Below are 17,097 nucleotides of genomic sequence, written 5' to 3' on the forward strand. Positions count from 1 at the left end.
CGCAGGCTAAGGCGCGCACCCCGATGGGGGCACGCGCCCGCTTCCCGTCAGTCGTCGCTGAGGCCCATCGGGAGCTGCTGCCCGAATTCCAGGTCGGCGATGCCGGGCGTAACGCCCTTGGTGTCGCTGCTCACGACGCCGAGTTCGATCGTGTCTTCATGTTCGCGGTTCATGGTAGTCCTCCATTGAGAGAAACGTCATGGCCATGACACGAACAATGTACGGGCTATCGCGATTATTAGAATCTTATAATCAGATTATAATTCGATTGTTTTCGGGCCAACTTCATCAAATGAGCCGGGCGGGAAAAGCATGCTTGGACATGCGCCACCATCTTTAGCCAAGCGGCCTGGACATAATGGTGGCCACCCGGCCGCAATGATATTTTCGTCAAAGTTACTTCTGATTGGTTAGGGGCAACGCGCCGCTGCCCAAACGGTGCCACCGCCACCGGGCAGCGTGTTTGAGTCTAGGCCGATTGCCTTGCGCGCAATGCCTATTTCGCCGCACCGCGCGTCATTTGCGGGCTTGGCTTCCATCCGGCGCATCACCTGCCGGTGCCAAGACGATCTCATGTGCGTCGCTCGCGTCCACGCCCCGGCCGAACAATGCACCAAGCCGCCGCGCCAGCAGTTCGGTATCGTCGACGCGGAACCGTCCCGAAACACGCCGGTCAGCAAGCGAAGCATCGGCGAGCCGGATCGGGCGAGCGGCGCCTTGGTTTGCGATGGCGACCAGTTCGAAAACCGGGATAGCCCCGAAGTCGCGCGCTGCGGCCGAGGGCGTGGCGGTTGCGGCGGCTGGCGGCCCGGGAGTTGCCCGGACATCCGGCTGTGCAATGAAGTTGATGCTTTGACCGGCCGCGAGCTTGCGGATGGCGGGCTGCGTGGTGGCTGACGGGCGCGGCAGGGCCACGTCGACCGCGCCGCGCAGCAGCCGCACTTCGACCTTCCCCGACCTCGCCAGAGCCACCTCGAAGATTGTGCCGCGGGCCGTTACGCTGCCCCCTCCGGCAAGGACGATAAAGGGTCGCCGTTCATGCGCGACTTCGAACCGTGCCTGTCCCTGCAGCAACCTGAAGCTGCGCTGGCGATCGCCGATGTCGATATTGAGCACCGTCTCGTCGCCAAGACGCACGGTCGAGCCATCGGCAAGCTGCACCACCTCTGCCTTGCCGGCCATTGTCGAGATTGTGCGATGGTCGGTCGTGGCGGCAACGGCTTCGCGCCGGTCCGGTGGTGGTCCCGAAGAGTGCGATACGACCCACCCACCGATGCCGATCGCACAGGCAGCCATGCTCGCCAGCGCCACTACCAAGGCCCGGCTTCGCCCGGGCGGCGCAATTACTGGATCGGGTTGGTCGGGCTCCGCGAGCAGCTTTCCCAACGCGAAGATCTCGGCCACACGATTATAGGCGACGCGGTGCTCGGCCGCCTGCGCGAGCCATGCCTCGAATGCCGGGCGGCCGTGTTCGGCATCGGGACTGCGCATGCCCGCGAACCAATGCGCCGCCTCGCGGGCGAGCAACTCGCCGCCGTCCTCAGCTTTCCCGTCGGCGATCGTCATTGCCCCAGGTCCTTGCCGATCCGCACCAGCGCCTCTCCGACATGCCATTCGACGGTGCGAATGCTGATGTCGAGTTGAGTCGCGATTTCCTTGTAGCCCAGGCCGGCGATCCGGTGGAGCAGGAACACCTCGCGCATGCGCGGCGGTAGCGCATCCACTGATGCCCGGTACCGCTCTCGCATCTCTGCCAGTTCGATCGCGTCCTCCTGGGTTGCGCGCGTGGCGGGCTCGTTCGCGTCGTCGATCGGCACGTGTGGCGTACGGTTCGGGACACGGCGGGAACGGTCGATCAGCAGGTTGCGCACGATCCGGTTGAGGAACGCCTCTGGCTGGCGAAGTCCCTCCCGGGCGCCAGAACCGAGCAGCCGCGCAAAGGCGTCGTGCACGACGTCGTTCGCGTCCTCGCTCGACTGCAGCCGCGCGTCGAGCCAGCGCCGCAGGCGCGGTGCCTGCTCGCGGTAGAGCGTATCGAAGCGCACCTGCCCGCTGCCGCCACCGGAGGCCTCGTCACGGTCGTGATCCTGCCGGCGCATCTTACAGCGAGCAGCCGCCGCGCGAGGCACGGACATGGGAAAGGGTTCGCACGAGATCGGGTCTCGTGCCGGGCAATGCCTCGGGATATCATCCGACCGCTCTGGTCGGACGCGTTTGATGCCTGGCGGTTAAGTCCGCAGCGCGCCGCCGGCCTTGACCGCGCTGCGCCGCGCAGTCTGCGGCACCTCGCCGATCTGCGCAACACTCTGCTTGGCCCGACAGCAAGTCTTTGCCTCGGCTACCGCCCGGGAGCCGGACGCCGCTCGTCGGGCGCGCCGCGACGTCCCGCAACCCGCCCCCCGGCCGGGTGCTCCGCTGGCGCTGCGCCCTGCGGTGCGGGCCGCCGCTGGTTCGCGCCCGCTGGTGCGACGCCGACCGGCCCCTCCGGGTCGGCGAAACGGAGCAAGCCCATGTCTCATGACCAAGTCAGCCTGAAAGCGATGCGCCGCGCTGTCGCGGCGCTACCCGAACGCGAGCGGTCGGTATTCTGGCTGTGCGCGGTGGACGGGCTGGACTATCGCGCGATTGCCGAGCGGCTTGGCATCAGCCTCGCGGAGGTTGAGCGGCTGCTCGCAGCGGCGCTTCTGGCGATTGACCGTCACCTCGGGGGCGCGGCATGTGTACCCGATCCTGTCAGTTCCGGCGCCAAACCTTTCGCCTCCCGGTTGCATCGCCTCGCGCGCTGGTTAGGGTTCGGCTGATGCGTACCGATCTCGACCATTTGCCACCGGCCAAGCAGCGCGAGCTCGAGCGCGTGGTGCAAATCCTGTTCGAGGAATTCGGCGACGCGACCGCTATCGCGACGTCGGCCTGGAAGAAGCAGGGCCGCATCCTCAAGGTCATCCTGTACGGCAGCTATGCGCGCGGCGGCTGGGTCGACGAGCCGCATACCGCCAAGGGCTACCAGTCCGATTTCGATCTGCTGGTCATCGTCAACCACGACAAGCTCACCGACCGCGTCGAGTTCTGGTCCACCGCCGAGGACCGGCTCAACCGCGAGCTAGCGGTCACCCGGACGCTGCGGACCCCGGTCAATTTCATCGTCCATACGCTGCAGGAGGTGAATGACGGCCTCGCCCATGGTCGCTACTTCTTCATGGACGTCGCGCAGGATGGCATCGCGCTATACGAGAGCGACAGTACCAAGCTCCACGAACCCAAGCCGAAGACTCCGCTGCAGGCGCTGGCGATGGCGAAGGAATACTTTGGGGAGTGGTTTCCGGCCGCCGCTGGCCGTCTCGACACAGCGAAATACGTCATAGACCAAGGGCGTTTCAAAGAAGCGGCGTTTGATCTCCACCAGACATCCGAATTCTTGTATCACTGCGTCCTGCTCGTTTGCACCTTCTATACGCCACACGTGCACAACCTGGGTTTCCTCCGCACCCAGGCCGAGCGCATCGATCCCCGCCTGATCGACGCATGGCCACGCGACAGCCGTCTCGACCGCGCCCGCTTCGAGAAGCTCAAAGAAGCCTATGTGAAGGCGCGCTATTCGAAGCATTATCGGATCAGCACCGAGGAGCTTGCGTGGCTCAGCGAGCGGGTCGAGGTGCTGGGCCGCGCCGTCCAAGTCATCTGCGAGGAACAGATCGCCGCGCTGGAGCGCAGCGCCGCTGCCTGATCCGGGGTGCGGCCAGCCCGTTCATCGCGCCGGGCTTTTTGATCCTACATGCGGGCGGGCCGGCTGCTATCGACCAACTTAAGCCATTCCCCTACCATCGGGAAACTGGCAGCTTTTGACCGTACCCGCCACTCCCGGTCAAACGACGGGGCCGGCAGCAATGCGCTTGGGGCATAACGCTGACAAGCGATCGACCTCCTTTCAAAGCAACGATCGCTTCACCATGCGTTGGACTCGCGCGGAAAGTCGACTGTCGGACCTATCGTCGTTCCCATTGCCGACATCGCGCCTGTCAGAAGCTGTCCCAATCGTCGCCAGCGCCAGCCATTGCCGGCCGCTGCGGCAACCACGAACGGCGATCGCGCGGTTGCTATGACGACTTTGCGGTGCTGGCGCATCGTTACAAGGCTGACCGAATGAACGTGCGCGACCCCGTGTTTCCGACGCGTTACGGCGAGAAACGATGCGGCCGCCTCCGAAATCATGCTGTTTAGATGCGCGAGCTAGGCTGTCGAGAGAAGATCGCGAATGCGGGTGGCTAAACCTTCCATAGTGAACGGCTTGGTCAAGACGTGCATGCCCGGATCGAGGTGGCCATGGCTCAAGACGGCGTTCTCTGCATAACCCGTTATGAAGAGCACTTTCATGTCGGGTCGAGCAAGGCGCGCTGCGTCGGCGACTTGTCGACCGTTCATGCCGCCGGGGAGGCCAACATCGGTGATGAGAAGATCGATACGGACGTCCGACTGCAACACCTTTAAGCCCGCTGGTCCGTCAGATGCTTCGATGGCCGTGTAACCTAAATCCTCGAGGATCTCGCTCACCAACATGCGGACCGTGGGTTCGTCATCGACAACCAACACCGTCTCGCCCTGATCCGCCCGTGGCACACTCGATGGCTCCCCCGATACGTCGGGCGAGTCTGCCTTGCCGATGAATCGTGGCAGATAGAGGCAGACCATCGTGCCATCGCCGACTTCCGAGTAGATACGAACCTGGCCGTTCGACTGTCGCGCAAACCCGTAGATCATCGATAGACCTAAGCCGGTGCCTTGGCCGATCGGTTTGGTGGTGAAGAAGGGATCGAACGCCTTGGCGATGACTGATGCGGGCATGCCAGTCCCGGTGTCGCTGACGCACAGCGATACATATTGCCCCGGTGGCAGATCGCGCTCCGCCGCAGCTTGCCGATCAAGCCATCTGTTACCGGTCTCGATCGTGAGCTTGCCGCCATCGGGCATCGCGTCGCGCGCATTGATGCACAGGTTGAGCAACGCGTTCTCGAGCTGGCTCTGGTCTACCAGCGTGTTCCAAAGGCCGCCCGCCCCGATAAATTCGACGTTAACAGCAGGACCTACGGTCCGGCTGATTAAGTCCTGCATTCCTGAAACCAGTGGGTTAACAGCTGTCGCCTGCGGCGCGAGCGTCTGACGTCTAGAAAAGGCAAGCAGCCGATGTGTTAGAGCCGCCGCGCGCCGCGCGGCACCTTGGGCCCCGGTCACGTATCTATCAACATCGGCCATCCGGCCCTGTTGGATGCGGATCTGAAGCATTTCCAGATTGCCGCTGATCCCGGTCAGTAGGTTGTTGAAGTCGTGGGCGATGCCGCCGGTCAACTGCCCGACCGCTTCCATCTTCTGCGACTGGCGAAGCGCATCCTCACTCGAAGCGAGCGCGGCGGCAGCCTCTGATTCAGTCGTTATATCGCGCCCGAAACCATAGAGCGTGCTGCCCTCTGGCACGGTCGTCCAGGCGATGCGCCGGCGCCCGCCGTCCTTCGTGGCAAAGACGTTCTCATACTCGATGACGGGTTTGCCCGCGGCGAGCTGCTCCATCCCCGCCGCGCCGACTTCACGATCTTCTGGTGCCACGAACTCCATGACGTTGTGGCCGATCGTTTCGTCTTCTGACCATCCCAGAGCTATAGTCCACGCAGGATTTACCGCAGTGATCCGACCATCGATCGAAGCGACGACCTTGAGGACGGGCGACAGCGTCCAGATGCGCTCTCGGTCCTTCTCTAAGCTGCGTTCGAGGGTAACATCGCGACCGACAGCATGAACGCGGTCGAGGGAAGGAACCGCGCTCCAATTGAAGATTCTATAGCTGCCATCTTTCGCTCGATAGCGATTTTCGAATGCGAACGTTGTCGCGCCGGTGCCGAGCTTTCCGAGTTCGGCGGCCGTCGATGGCAAGTCGTCGGGGTGCAGATAGTCAGTTAGATTTTCGCCGATCAAGTCGTCCGCTTGCCATCCTAGAACGCGATCGGCGGTCGGATTTATGGCTGTGATTCGACCATCGAAGTCGCATACGAGCATCAAGTCCTGCGAAAGGGTCCAAAGCCGATCGCGATCCTCGACGCTCTCGGTCTCTAGCCGCTTCTGGTCATCGATGTCCGTGTTCGTCCCGATCCATCGTTTGATCGTTCCATCCTGATCGCGAATCGAAACGGCACGCACGAGGTGCCAGCGATACTGGCCATCTGCGCTGCGGATACGAAACTCGATGTCATATGTGTCGCCTGTGGCGAGCGACGCAGCCCACCGCTCTCCTGCGGTAGGCCGATCCTCGGGATGCACGATCGTCGCCCACCCGTCGCCACTCAACGATTCGAGCGATCCGCCGCTGTAGGCATACACCTGCTCGTTGAACCAGTTGAGCTTTCCATCTGCGGTCGCGGCCCAAACTTGATTGGGCATCGCCTGCGCAAAGGTACGAAATTCCATTTCGCTTAGGCGAATTCGTTCTTCCGCAGCCCGTCGCGCGGTAACCTCAAGAAACAGGATCGCGAACCTGTCGCCTTCGAGCGGGAATGCTCGTCCCTCATACCACCGGTCAATAGATCCAACTTGCCGCGTGAATGTGACCGAATCGCGCAGTTCGACAACTGCGGCCATCTCGGAGATCCACTCCTCTTCGATTCCGGGGAAAACCTGCCGGATCGTCTTTCCTTCCGCGGCTTCGATCGGCACGCCTACTAGCTCACTCCAAGCCGGATTTACGTCCAGATAGCGCCAGTCAGTGACTTGCCGACTTTCGTCGCGGACGAGTTCGCCGAGGATGAAGCCCTCGGCAAGACGGTCGAACATATCATGCCACCGCTGCTCATTGTCGTGGAGCGCTTCGTCGGCGAGCTTGGTTTCGGTAATGTCGCGAGAAATGGACAACAGCTTTTCGGGCTTGCCATTTTCGCCGAAGATCGGGGTGACCTGGACATCCCACCACCTTGGATTGCCCTTGAAAGTGACGGCGGGACCGCGAAAGTGGCCGGTGCGTCCCGCCCTCGCTTCATCGACCGCGGCCTGCGCTAAGGCATTGCCCTCACCCTCCCAGAATGAGGGCCAAGGGCATCCTCGCACCGTGTTGAAATCGTCGATTTCCATCACGCGCTGGCCGCCCTCGCTCATAAAGACGAGGTTGGCATTCAAGTCCAAGACCTTGATGCAGTCGCCGGATGACGCGAGGACGCTACGAAGAAATTCCGTGTCTGCGCTGTGCGCTATGGCCGCCTCGTGCTGCGCCGTGCGATCTCTCATTATTTTCACGTAGCCGAGATGTGTACCGTCTTCAGCACGCAGCGGCATCATTTCGCCGCTGGCCCAGAAGCGCGTCCCATCCTTTTTAACATGCCAACGTTCGTCGCTCGCACGGCCGTCAGCAAGGGCAGTGTCCATTTCGATAGCGGGCCGATCCGCTTCTCGATCTTCGGGCGTAAAAAACCTGTCCGCAGGTTGCCCGCAAATCTCGTCAGCGACCCATCCCAGGATTTGCTCGGCGCCAGAGTTCCAGTCAGTAATCAGGCCCGCGTCGTCGAGGGCGATGATCGCGAAGTCGATCGCGCTCTCGAAAATGGCGCGGTATTGGCGGCTTCGCTCGGCGTGGGGCATACTTTACTCGCAACGTTACTGGCGGGCTGGCCGACAACCTACGCATACCTGGACCGTAGATTTGTCGATAGCCCGGGAATCTGGTCACTTGCCGAAGATCGCATGAGTCTGCTGCGACTAAAGAAGTCGCCGCAACTGCAGGCCTAACGATCGAACATGCGCGGAGGCCCGGCCGATTTGTATGCCCGCTACCAAAGCAGCCAAAGTGCGCTTCGGCGCTAGATAGGCCCAACGATGGCCAAGCGGCAGCTATTTCAGGTTGAGGCCGCAAGCTAGCGGCCAGGCTTAAGCCTTGGAGGGCAGGATGCCGAAGGTTCGCGAGTGACCGCCGCTGCCGAAAAAATTCGTTCGCCGTGCGGTCTGCGAACTTCGTCCCACTTTCAGCACTTCACCGCCCGCTTCGGCGGCGGCTCTACGGCACGTTCTATCGAGATGAACGGATCTCTGAAGTTGGGGATCACGAAAGCACCGCTGAATGTCGCGTTGTGGGTCGTAGCTGCCGATAAGTAGCCATTCTGTACCCCCGCACCGCCAGATCTCAATCCTCACCCTATGGCTCTCGACAGCGGCCGCTCCTGCCGACGTTATCGGCTCGATATCCTTGAGCAAGCCACCGCCGCATGCGCAGCCGCATGCGACGGTGATGTAGCCGTTCCGCCGACCATCGGATCGACCCGCTTGAATTTACGCGTCTTCAGCCTGCAGGTTGACGCTGGTTTCCGCGAGCTTGGTCATATACTCGTCCCCACCATAAATTTCCTTGGTGGCGTCCTTGAGCTTCTTGACATCGTCCTTGAGACCAAGCGCGCTTGCATAGGCGGCGGCGGTCCCGAAACCCGCGATGCCGTAATGAGTCATCCGCTGGTATTGAGCGATGATCATGACGTCGAGCAGCGGGCCCTTGTCCGGTCCCTCCTCGAGGATGTGCTTGGTCGCCTCGGCAGCCAGACCTTCCATCCCCTTGCAGTGTTCCTTCGAGACCTTCTCGTCGTTCGCCGCAATCAGCTCCTTCAGCACGTCGGTATGCTTTTGAATGCCTTCTTGCGAGTTGTTCAGCATGTCCTTTAGCGTCGCGTCGCTTGCCTTCGAAGTAATTTTCTTCAAGACCTTTTTCATCTGGTCGTTTGCGGACCAGAGATCCTTTAGTTCGTCGGTGTAGATTTCCTTGAGATCTTCCGGAGCAGCCATAATGAGCGATCCTTCTTCGTACCTTGGACGACATTGCCCTGTGGCGATTCTCAAACCGCTCAACGTCGAGCACCGTTCCCGCGAAAAATGAACAAGTCGGGTCCGACCCGCCACGACCAAAAACTCATGCCACCATATGGCCTGGTAACATCCCGGCAGTTCCACAGGCCTGACGGATGTAACTCCGGTACGGCCTTCCGCAGCCGCTCACGGTGTCGCCGCTACTCGGCTAAGCCTGTGCGTGTACGAGGGTCAGTCCTTCTTGATCACCGCGTCGGCCCGTTTATCGATCTTGTGCTCTTCCGCCTTTGTCATCCGCCCCGCTTTCGCGGCCTGGCTCGCCCGGGCTTTGGCGTTTTTAGCATGAGCAGCATCCTCGATCGGATAGGCCCTCTTTTCTGGTTCAGCGAACTTGCCGGCTGGCAATTTGTCCCGGTCGTCTTCGGACAGTTTGGTCATGGCGCTTTCCTCCAGTTCCGAGAAAACCCCGGAAAGCGCGCTTGGTTCAGCGTTTCGTGCCGTTCCGGGGAACACATCTGCTCGAGACGCTTTCAGAGAAATGCCGTCATTTCGCCGGCCTGATACAGAGAGGTGAACCATGTCATTGTTAGATAAAGCAATTGCTGCGATCACACCCCCGGAAAGCGATGAAGCACGCGTCGAGGCACGCGCCAAGGCAGAGGCCGTGGCCACGCCGGGCGACTGGCTTTCACAGGTTCTCGATCATCATCGCCAGATCGAAGCTGCGTTCGATGTCGTCGCGCGAGCAACCGACGCGAGTGAACGCACGGCCGCACAAAAGAAGCTCGGGACGATCCTGACCGGCCACTCGATCGCTGAGGAGGCGGCGCTGTATCCGGCGCTGGCGGCTGATCACCAAGTCGGGCACGCCGAACTTGCCTACCAGGAACAGTCCGCCGCCAAGATGGAGCTGGGTCTGCTCGAACGGCTGGACCCGATGAGCGAGGATTATCGCGACAAGTTCGAGCATATCCGTGGCGCCGTTCTCCATCACGTTTATTCGGAGGAGGGAACGTGGTTTCTCGAATTGAAGAAGGACCTCCCGGCCGATGAGCAGGCGCGGATCGGCGAGCGATACCGGGAAGAGTTCGAACGTTATATGGGCGATGACGCCCAGGACCATGCGTTCTTCACCACGCCAGCATAACCTGCCCGCTTGCGGGAATGACAAAATCGATCCGGTCTGCACTCCGATGGCGCGGCCGGATCGTTTCTCCACCTGCCGTTCGCAGAGTGACGCGGGCAAAACGTTTGCCGGGCAGCCGAACAATGCTGAACGATGACGACCGCGCGGTGCCGCCATCGATGCCGAAGCTCAGCGACCGCTCCGATGTGCGTTCGCTTGTGACCGGAAAATGATCGCAAAAGATTCGGAACGGCGCACCCTCGACGGCATGGAACGAGCGGCTGGCAAACACGAACGCCGCGCCGGCTCCGTAGATTTCTTGGCCCACTTGGCCCGCAGGCTGGCCATCGGCGTACAAATCTTCGAGTGGGAACGACAGGGTTCGGTCTATATGCCCGTTGCGGATTTCAGTTGCCAGCACCTCGGCCGGTAATGCGTCGGGGTAGTAGAACCACGCGCGGTCGAGCGCGTATTTGCAATATTCGCTGATCAGCAACCGCGCGGCCGGATCGAGATCGGGGCCGCTGTCCTTGAGATACCCTTCGAACGCGGAGAAACTGTCGAAGCATTCGTAGATCGCCATGTAGGGAGCATCATGGAGGCAGGTCGCGCCGAGGAAGTTGCGATAGTGGCGCGCGTTAGCGATCTCAGACTCCCAGATTTCGCAATTGTGGAAAAAGCTGGCGAGATAGACGTAGCTTTGCCGCATGTAATATTCGCGATTGGTTATCCGCCACAGACGCAGGCAGGCGGATGCACCCCAAGCCGTGAGATTGGCCTGGTAGTTGAGCTCGAAGCGCATGCCCCTTGCGGCATCGATTGCGGCGCGGGCTTCGTCCAGAAAGCTTGGGTCGTCGGTCAGCTCATAAGCCTGCAGCATGACATAGGCATAGATGCCGCCGACGTCAGTTTGTCCGAGGCCATCGTCGTTGCGCGCTTCGACGATGACGTCGAAGCTGTCGACTTTGAACTGGATCGGCCAAGCGTATTTGAAATGGTGAGCCGCCTCGATAGCATAATCGAGGGAGTCCAGGAAAAATCGTTTGGCCCTCGCATCGCCATCGATCGCCAGGCGACCGAGGTTGAGCAAAGGATGATACAAATACCAGCTATCGACCGCGAGCTTGTCCTTGTCCTTGCCGACATTGGGCAGGTAGCGGCGCATGGTCTTTAGATTCGTATCATGAAATTTGACCAGCCCACCCTTAAGTTCATCCTCAAGTGCTACGGGTTGCCGCGTCCACGCCGCATAGTCACGAAGCGCCGCGATCAGGGACATCTGCACCATTACGTCGGGATATTCTGCGTCCGTGTAAGGATGAATGTAGGTATGCCCGTAATGGCGGATCGTCGCTTCCGGCGCATTCTGCAGGTCGTCCAGCGTCTTCTCTGCGCGCCACACCCAATCGCGATAGTCGGTCGGCGGCGGTTCGAGCTGGCGATAGGCTGTGCCGAGCATTTGAAGGAAACGGCGCGCCATATCCTGCTCGTCGCAGGCGGTGTCGTCATGGAACACCAAAATCGCGTCCGACATTGTGACCGTCGCGTCCGCCGGTATCGGATCGGTCGGCGGTGTGCCGCTTTGCGGCGGGGTCGGTGGCAGATAGCCTAGTTCCGGCCACTCCCCGCCAACGGCGGCATCAGGCTTGGTCTTAGTGGCAGTAAAATAGGTGTTCAGGGCCGTCAGGTTCTGAAAATACAGAACGCTGCCGAACGCGGGCTCGTCTATGTGGAAAAAGGTGATGCCGCTGTTCAAGCCGCGTTGAGCCGCTTCAACCTGACCATGGGCCGTCAACGGATCGTCGTTCAGTCCAAGTGGGTACACGTCACGCGGGTGAAACGGCACGAGCAACGGCGCATTTGGCGTGAGCGTCACCGTCGCCCGAAGTAGGCCCAGTCCTAGCGTGTCGATGCGCAATACGATCTCATGAAGCCCGATCGCGCTGCTCACTTCAATACGAAGCTGTTCATCCGAGCGTTTACGACGTTTGCGAATCTTAGCGCCACCGCCGGGACAATGTGCAAGACGCACGGCGAGGCCACCCAGGTCCGGCCGGCGTATAATCGCCCAGACCGCGTCGCTGCCAAGAGCAATAGTGACCCTGCGAATGCCGATGTCGAACAGCGCGATCAGCCGCATGCCTGCGGCCAGCTCTTCGCGCAGTGCGAGCACCGCTCCGCTCACTGCCAGCTCAGTATCGGACTGCCGCCGTACCATGTTTCCCCCTTCGAACCGCCATCGCAACGTGTCTCAGTCGAATAGGTTTCGAACCAATTTTCCGTAAAAGAAAATCACAAATCGGCATTTGCAGCCTCGCTCACGATCGCGCGATGAAACCAATTTTGAAGTCGCGTTTTGTCATCACTGTATCGCTCATTTGGAGGTGGTATGGCCGAGCCGGACGATAGGAATTATTTTCAGCGACGCGCGATCCGCGAAAGGGAGATTGCGGGCACGTGCAAGGACAAATCAATTGCGTCCGTTCATAAGCAACTTGCTGACGAATATGAAAAACGCGCCGGCGGCGAGACGGCAACCCTAAAAGTAGCACGCGATTCGTAGGAAAACCCAATATATCAGTGCGTGAGATAGTTCTGCTTTGCTCGCGGCAAAGTTCATTGCAACAGGTAATAACACCTTCACCGGGTTGGCGCCGGTGAAGTTTACGAGCCACCTGCGCGAGCGGCATTCGGACACCATGGCTAAACTATCAGCGACCTGGAAAAAAACGGGAGCAGATGGCTTACGCCCCTGCAAAGACCTGACAACCCGAAATCCAGCAATTCGTCGTTCAGTCCCATATATAAACGCCCTTATTTTTACGGGTTCGCGGCTTGGCATCAATCGCAACACCCTGATTAATGAATGCCAGCAATTGGTGATAGGAAAAGGCGGTAAAAACGGCCGGGGTTGGATCAAAAATACCTTCGTTGCCTCCCCCTGATACATCACGGAAGTAATCACAGGTGCATGTGAAAGTTTACGCGATCTTGGAAGGATTTGATCTTAATTGCAATGACCTCATCGTAGCTCAGCAGCCACAAGCGCCCAGCTCGCGAACTAGCTCGGTTTTGATCCGCGAGTACCGGCAGGAGGGACGATGACCGACAGGACGAATTTTCGATAGCGACGAGTTGATCCATCGACAGTTTTCTAAATTTCAGCAGAGACATGCGCTGGCTCAGACAGCTTCCTCCCTCCTGTGCTGGGCGGTGATAAATCCTGCCCGGTCGTGAGGGAGGTGGGCTGCGGGACCGGCAGAACCAATCCGCCGATGATGCGTTTGGGGAGCTCTACGACAGGGAGAGCTTTATGAAAATCATCGTTCTTGGAAGTATCGCCTTCACGCTGGGACTGTCCGCCGCCGCCAATGCGCAGTCTGTTTCGCCTGCACAGTTCGTCTCCAAGGCTGGCGCGAGCGATAAGTTCGAAATCGAGTCCGCAAAACTCGAGACCACCTCGGCCAATCCTGATCTCGCGAAGTTTGCGAACCAGATGATCACTGATCATACAAAAAGTACGCAGATGGTGAAGCAAGCCGCAACCGCGGATAAGCTGACGCCAAAGCCGTCTATGCTAAGCGCAAAGCAGAGGAAGGATCTCGCCGCCCTCCGTGCTGCCAAGGGTAAAGCACGCGATACGCTCTATGTATCCCAACAAAAACTGGCTCATACTGAGGCGCTGAACCTGATGCAGACCTACGCATCCAGCGGAACGGCGACGAACTTGAAGGACGCTGCCGGGCAGATCGTCCCCGTCGTGCAGATGCACAAGGATATGATCGATAAGATGTAGGGCTTGGTGCCAGGTCGCCCCGTCGTGGGGGCCTGGTACTTTCTTTGTGCGGCGCAAATTAATGATGCGGTCAATCATTGCCACGGCCGGTTTCGGACACCGACCGGCTATGGCACCAGAAACATGCTTGGCGCGACTAACGGTAAGATTCATACCTGTCAGAGGTCATTACGTTCAAAGCTGTTCCGCCGCTTCCGGATACGTTCGACCATAAAGACCGGTGTAGGGTGAATGATGCACGAAGCTGAGCCGCTAATTGCCGGAAACGCTCCCTCGGTTGTGACCGACGTCTTCGTCGGGGACAGCGGCATGGCGCGACAGATGCGGACGTTCGGCTGGGCAAGTTCGCCGGTAGGCGACCCAAACGGGTGGCCTATAGCGTTACGATCGAGTGTGACACTGCTGCTTGGTTCGCGATTTCCAATGTTCATCGCTTGGGGCGACGAACTAACATTCTTATACAATGATGCCTATTCGAGCATCCTTGGCGCAAAGCATCCGGAAGCGCTCGGCCGCTCCTTCCACTCCGTCTGGGCCGAAATATGGCCGTATATCGCGCCTCTGATCGACCAGGCGCTGGCAGGAGAAGCTGTATGGCTGGAAGACCTGCCACTACGCATGAATCGCTTCGGCTATGACGAGGATACTACTTTCACTTTCTCCTATTCGCCCGCGCGGAACGATGCCGGCGAGATCGTAGGAATATTTTGCGCCTGTTCTGAAACGACGCGACAGACCCAGGCAGAAAATGAGCTGCGCGGACGTGAGGCGCGCCTGCTTTTTTTCGACAACCTGGAGGAACGTCTGTTCCACTCGACGGAGGCGACTGATGCGATGCGCGCCGCAACCGAGATGTTGGGTTCGAGGCTCAGGGCATCGCGGTGCGCTTACGCCGACGTGGCGGCGGACGCTGATCGCTTCTGCATCCGCAGCGACTTCACCGCTCCTGGCATTGTGAGTTCGACAGGCGAATATAGCCTGGACCTGTTCGGCCCCCGGGCGGGCGGGGAGTTACGCGCCGGGAAGACTCTCGTCGTTCATGATGTTTCGAATGAACTCAGACCGACCGAAGGCAGCGAGATGTTTCAAGCGATCGGCATCGACGCGATCATATGCTGCCCGCTCATCAAGGATGGGCGCTTGGCCGCCATGATGGCCGTTCACCAGGATCGGCCCCGAACATGGACCGCCGGGGAAATTGCGCTGGTAAAAGAGGTGGTGGAGCGCTGCTGGGCGCATGTCGAACGGGTTGGGACAGAGGCACGCCTGCGCGAAAGCGAGGAACGCCTGCGACTGGCGGTCGACAATGCCGATGTAGGGTTTTGGGATGTTGATCTGATTCACGACGCGCTGATCTGGCCGCCGCGCACCAAGGCGATGTTCGGGATCTCGCCCGATGTACCCGTCACGATGCAGGACTTCTACGAAGGTCTTCATCCCGACGATCGCGAAGCGACCAGCGCGGCATACGCCGCAGCTGCCGATCCTGAGCAGCGCGCGCTCTATGACGTCAATTACCGAACCATAGGCAAGGAAGACGGGATCGTCCGATGGGTTGAAGCCAAGGGGCGGGGTGTGTTCGACGCTCAAGGGCGTTGCATACGCGTGGCTGGAACCGCGGTGCAGATCACGGCGCGCAAGGAAGCCGAAGAGGCTTTGCGCGAACTGAACACCACGCTGGAGACGCGGATCACAACCGCAATCGCCGAACGTGAGGATGTTCTGGAAGTATTGCGCCAAAGCCAGAAGATGGAAGCGATGGGCCAACTGACCGGGGGCGTTGCACACGACTTCAACAATCTGCTGACCCCGATCGTCGGCAGCCTTGACCTGCTTCAGCGGAAGGGACTGGGCGGCGAGCGGGAACAGCGATTGATCGCAGGAGCGGTGCAGTCCGCTGACCGTGCGAGAACACTTGTTCAGCGACTGCTCGCCTTCGCCCGCCGGCAGCCCTTGCAACCGATACCGATCGACGTGCCCGAGCTTATCTCCGGCATGGGAGAACTTGTCTCGAGCACCATCGGCCCGCAGATTAGGGTAGTGGTGGAGGTGCGAGACGAACTCCCGCCCGCTCTTGCGGATCCCAACCAGCTTGAAATGGCGATACTCAACCTTGCCGTAAACGCGCGGGACGCGATGCCCGACGGAGGCACGCTACGCATCACGGCCCGGCGGGAGTCGATCCGGAGCGGTCACCGCTCTAAGCTCAGGACGGGGCATTATATCTGTCTGTCGGTCGCCGATACCGGTGTGGGAATGGACGCCGCGACCCTCGCACGAGCCGTTGAACCGTTCTTTTCGACCAAGGGCATCGGCAAGGGAACCGGGCTTGGTCTTTCGATGGTCCACGGCCTCGCTTCGCAGCTCGGCGGTACGATCACGATCCAGAGCCAGCTGGGGCTGGGTACGACTGTTGAATTATGGCTTCCCCAAAGCAGTGCAATTGCGGGTGAGGAAACTCAACTTGGAGATGAGCCCATGGCGCAGGTTGGAAGCGGCACGGCGCTGCTGGTCGATGACGAAGAACTTGTCAGGATGAGCACCGCTGACATGCTTGGTGATCTCGGCTATTCGGTCATCGAGGCGGTTTCCGGCGAAGAAGCGATGCGCCTGGTAAAGGCAGGAACGCACTTCGATCTCCTTGTCACCGATCACCTGATGCCAGGTATGACCGGTACTGATCTTATTCAGGCGGTCCGGTTAGCGAAGCCCGGCACGCCGGTCCTCTTGGTGTCCGGCTATGCGGAAAATACTGCGATCGACCCAGGCATACCTCGGCTTACGAAACCATTCCGCAAGGACGAGCTTGCGTCTTCTCTGGCCCTGCTATCCTGAATGCAGGCTCGATGTCAGAATCGACCGTTTATAAAACGCCGCTACTGCCAGTAGGGTTTATTTAATCAGCTTAGGAAGGACTACCACTGGAGCGGGATATAACTCACGTTTAAGTTAATATGTTATAGTCCTACTCATGTACCTTTTATTGCTATTTTTTACTTGCTGACAACAGCGAAGACACAAGATCAATCATCGCGAATATTTTGAATGGCTTGCGAACGAAGGTCGTGTAGCCGGAGCAGCGCTCTGCTACCGACTCTTCTGGCATCGAGCTCATCAGGACAACCGGCACGTCAGCAAGTTTCGGATCGGCCGCCATCGCTTTGACCAGCGCCGCACCGTCCATGACCGGCATCATGAAGTCCGTCACAACCAGATCTGGTTTTTCAGCCATGGCATGATCGAGCGCCTGCCGTCCATTCGAGGCGACGACGACGGTGTAACCCTCGTCCTGGAGCACGTCCTCCAGCAGTCCGGCTATACCAAATTCGTCATCCACAACGAGCACAAGAGACAT

15 protein-coding genes are annotated in these 17,097 nt (G+C 59.9%); 7 read left to right on the plus strand and 8 right to left on the minus strand.

Annotated features, from left to right (window positions below; all coding sequences use genetic code 11):
* Nucleotides 1-47 precede the first annotated feature (47 nt).
* The 3 genes from EAH76_RS03050 to EAH76_RS03060 all read right to left on the minus strand — a co-directional run bounded on the left by EAH76_RS03050 (nucleotide 48) and on the right by EAH76_RS03060 (nucleotide 2,135).
* The gene (locus tag EAH76_RS03050; RefSeq protein WP_140847912.1) at nucleotides 48-173 is read right to left on the minus strand and encodes a benenodin family lasso peptide; all 126 of its coding nucleotides are present in this window, start codon (nucleotides 171-173) and stop codon (nucleotides 48-50) included.
* Nucleotides 174-516: 343 nt separating this feature from the next.
* Nucleotides 517-1,566, minus strand: a complete 1,050-nt coding sequence (locus tag EAH76_RS03055) for a FecR family protein (protein WP_161988955.1) — start codon at nucleotides 1,564-1,566, stop codon at nucleotides 517-519.
* Nucleotides 1,563-2,135, minus strand: a complete 573-nt coding sequence (locus tag EAH76_RS03060) for an RNA polymerase sigma factor (RefSeq protein WP_241659527.1) — start codon at nucleotides 2,133-2,135, stop codon at nucleotides 1,563-1,565. Before EAH76_RS03060 ends, EAH76_RS03055 begins: the two co-directional genes overlap by 4 nt.
* Nucleotides 2,136-2,510: 375 nt before the next feature.
* On the opposite strand from EAH76_RS03060, the gene EAH76_RS03065 reads away from it, so the two are divergent.
* Together EAH76_RS03065 and EAH76_RS03070 are read left to right on the plus strand one after the other, a co-directional pair.
* Nucleotides 2,511-2,801: an RNA polymerase sigma factor gene (locus EAH76_RS03065; RefSeq protein WP_140847918.1), complete on the plus strand. Its 291-nt coding sequence runs from the start codon at nucleotides 2,511-2,513 to the stop codon at nucleotides 2,799-2,801.
* Nucleotides 2,801-3,724: a HEPN domain-containing protein gene (locus EAH76_RS03070; protein WP_140847921.1), complete on the plus strand. Its 924-nt coding sequence runs from the start codon at nucleotides 2,801-2,803 to the stop codon at nucleotides 3,722-3,724. Before EAH76_RS03065 ends, EAH76_RS03070 begins: the two co-directional genes overlap by 1 nt.
* Before the next feature lie 503 nt (nucleotides 3,725-4,227).
* On the opposite strand, the gene EAH76_RS03075 is transcribed toward EAH76_RS03070, so the two are convergent.
* From EAH76_RS03075 to EAH76_RS03085, 3 genes are all read right to left on the minus strand, one after another.
* On the minus strand, nucleotides 4,228-7,611 hold the full coding sequence (locus tag EAH76_RS03075) for a PAS domain S-box protein (RefSeq protein ID WP_140847923.1): 3,384 nt from the start codon (nucleotides 7,609-7,611) through the stop codon (nucleotides 4,228-4,230).
* A 684-nt stretch (nucleotides 7,612-8,295) separates the two neighbouring features.
* Nucleotides 8,296-8,799, minus strand: coding sequence for a ferritin-like domain-containing protein (locus tag EAH76_RS03080; RefSeq protein WP_140847926.1), 504 nt, complete (start codon nucleotides 8,797-8,799; stop codon nucleotides 8,296-8,298).
* Between the two features lie 252 nt (nucleotides 8,800-9,051).
* Nucleotides 9,052-9,258 carry a hypothetical protein gene (locus tag EAH76_RS03085; RefSeq protein WP_140847929.1) on the minus strand — a complete coding sequence of 69 codons (207 nt, stop codon included), beginning with the start codon at nucleotides 9,256-9,258 and terminating at the stop codon, nucleotides 9,052-9,054.
* 139 nt (nucleotides 9,259-9,397) lie between these two features.
* On the opposite strand from EAH76_RS03085, the gene EAH76_RS03090 reads away from it, so the two are divergent.
* Nucleotides 9,398-9,967: a hemerythrin domain-containing protein gene (locus EAH76_RS03090; RefSeq protein ID WP_140847933.1), complete on the plus strand. Its 570-nt coding sequence runs from the start codon at nucleotides 9,398-9,400 to the stop codon at nucleotides 9,965-9,967.
* Here the strand turns inward: EAH76_RS03090 and EAH76_RS03095 are convergent.
* Complete coding sequence (locus EAH76_RS03095; protein ID WP_241659528.1) at nucleotides 9,951-12,164, minus strand: hypothetical protein; 2,214 nt, start codon at nucleotides 12,162-12,164, stop codon at nucleotides 9,951-9,953. The genes EAH76_RS03090 and EAH76_RS03095 overlap by 17 nt on opposite strands.
* A 171-nt stretch (nucleotides 12,165-12,335) precedes the next feature.
* On the opposite strand from EAH76_RS03095, the gene EAH76_RS23865 reads away from it, so the two are divergent.
* The 4 genes from EAH76_RS23865 to EAH76_RS03110 all read left to right on the plus strand — a co-directional run bounded on the left by EAH76_RS23865 (nucleotide 12,336) and on the right by EAH76_RS03110 (nucleotide 16,577).
* The gene (locus tag EAH76_RS23865; protein ID WP_161988956.1) at nucleotides 12,336-12,509 is read left to right on the plus strand and encodes a hypothetical protein; all 174 of its coding nucleotides are present in this window, start codon (nucleotides 12,336-12,338) and stop codon (nucleotides 12,507-12,509) included.
* A 37-nt stretch (nucleotides 12,510-12,546) separates the two neighbouring features.
* The gene (locus tag EAH76_RS03100) at nucleotides 12,547-12,891 is read left to right on the plus strand and encodes a hypothetical protein (RefSeq protein WP_140847938.1); all 345 of its coding nucleotides are present in this window, start codon (nucleotides 12,547-12,549) and stop codon (nucleotides 12,889-12,891) included.
* A 368-nt stretch (nucleotides 12,892-13,259) separates the two neighbouring features.
* On the plus strand, nucleotides 13,260-13,742 hold the full coding sequence (locus EAH76_RS03105) for a DUF4142 domain-containing protein (RefSeq protein ID WP_140847941.1): 483 nt from the start codon (nucleotides 13,260-13,262) through the stop codon (nucleotides 13,740-13,742).
* 393 nt (nucleotides 13,743-14,135) lie between these two features.
* Nucleotides 14,136-16,577, plus strand: coding sequence for an ATP-binding protein (locus EAH76_RS03110; protein WP_206667832.1), 2,442 nt, complete (start codon nucleotides 14,136-14,138; stop codon nucleotides 16,575-16,577).
* A 151-nt stretch (nucleotides 16,578-16,728) separates the two neighbouring features.
* On the opposite strand, the gene EAH76_RS03115 is transcribed toward EAH76_RS03110, so the two are convergent.
* Entirely contained in the window at nucleotides 16,729-17,097 is a 369-nt protein-coding gene (locus tag EAH76_RS03115) for a response regulator (protein WP_140847947.1), read from the minus strand.

Origin of the sequence: Sphingomonas glacialis (genome assembly GCF_006439055.1) — a bacterium.
Taxonomy (GTDB): domain Bacteria; phylum Pseudomonadota; class Alphaproteobacteria; order Sphingomonadales; family Sphingomonadaceae; genus Sphingomonas; species Sphingomonas glacialis_A.

Excerpts from the sequence above, each read along its gene's own strand:
- EAH76_RS03050 (WP_140847912.1), bottom strand. The coding sequence starts at position 173 with ATGAACCGCGAACATGAAGACACGATCGAACTCGGCGTCGTGAGCAGC.
- EAH76_RS03055 (WP_161988955.1), bottom strand. The coding sequence starts at position 1,566 with ATGACGATCGCCGACGGGAAAGCTGAGGACGGCGGCGAGTTGCTCGCC.
- EAH76_RS03060 (WP_241659527.1), bottom strand. The coding sequence starts at position 2,135 with ATGTCCGTGCCTCGCGCGGCGGCTGCTCGCTGTAAGATGCGCCGGCAG.
- EAH76_RS03065 (WP_140847918.1), top strand. The coding sequence starts at position 2,511 with ATGTCTCATGACCAAGTCAGCCTGAAAGCGATGCGCCGCGCTGTCGCG.
- EAH76_RS03070 (WP_140847921.1), top strand. The coding sequence starts at position 2,801 with ATGCGTACCGATCTCGACCATTTGCCACCGGCCAAGCAGCGCGAGCTC.
- EAH76_RS03075 (WP_140847923.1), bottom strand. The coding sequence starts at position 7,611 with ATGCCCCACGCCGAGCGAAGCCGCCAATACCGCGCCATTTTCGAGAGC.
- EAH76_RS03080 (WP_140847926.1), bottom strand. The coding sequence starts at position 8,799 with ATGGCTGCTCCGGAAGATCTCAAGGAAATCTACACCGACGAACTAAAG.
- EAH76_RS03085 (WP_140847929.1), bottom strand. The coding sequence starts at position 9,258 with ATGACCAAACTGTCCGAAGACGACCGGGACAAATTGCCAGCCGGCAAG.
- EAH76_RS03090 (WP_140847933.1), top strand. The coding sequence starts at position 9,398 with ATGTCATTGTTAGATAAAGCAATTGCTGCGATCACACCCCCGGAAAGC.
- EAH76_RS03095 (WP_241659528.1), bottom strand. The coding sequence starts at position 12,164 with ATGGTACGGCGGCAGTCCGATACTGAGCTGGCAGTGAGCGGAGCGGTG.
- EAH76_RS23865 (WP_161988956.1), top strand. The coding sequence starts at position 12,336 with ATGGCCGAGCCGGACGATAGGAATTATTTTCAGCGACGCGCGATCCGC.
- EAH76_RS03105 (WP_140847941.1), top strand. The coding sequence starts at position 13,260 with ATGAAAATCATCGTTCTTGGAAGTATCGCCTTCACGCTGGGACTGTCC.
- EAH76_RS03115 (WP_140847947.1), bottom strand. The coding sequence starts at position 17,097 with ATGTCTCTTGTGCTCGTTGTGGATGACGAATTTGGTATAGCCGGACTG.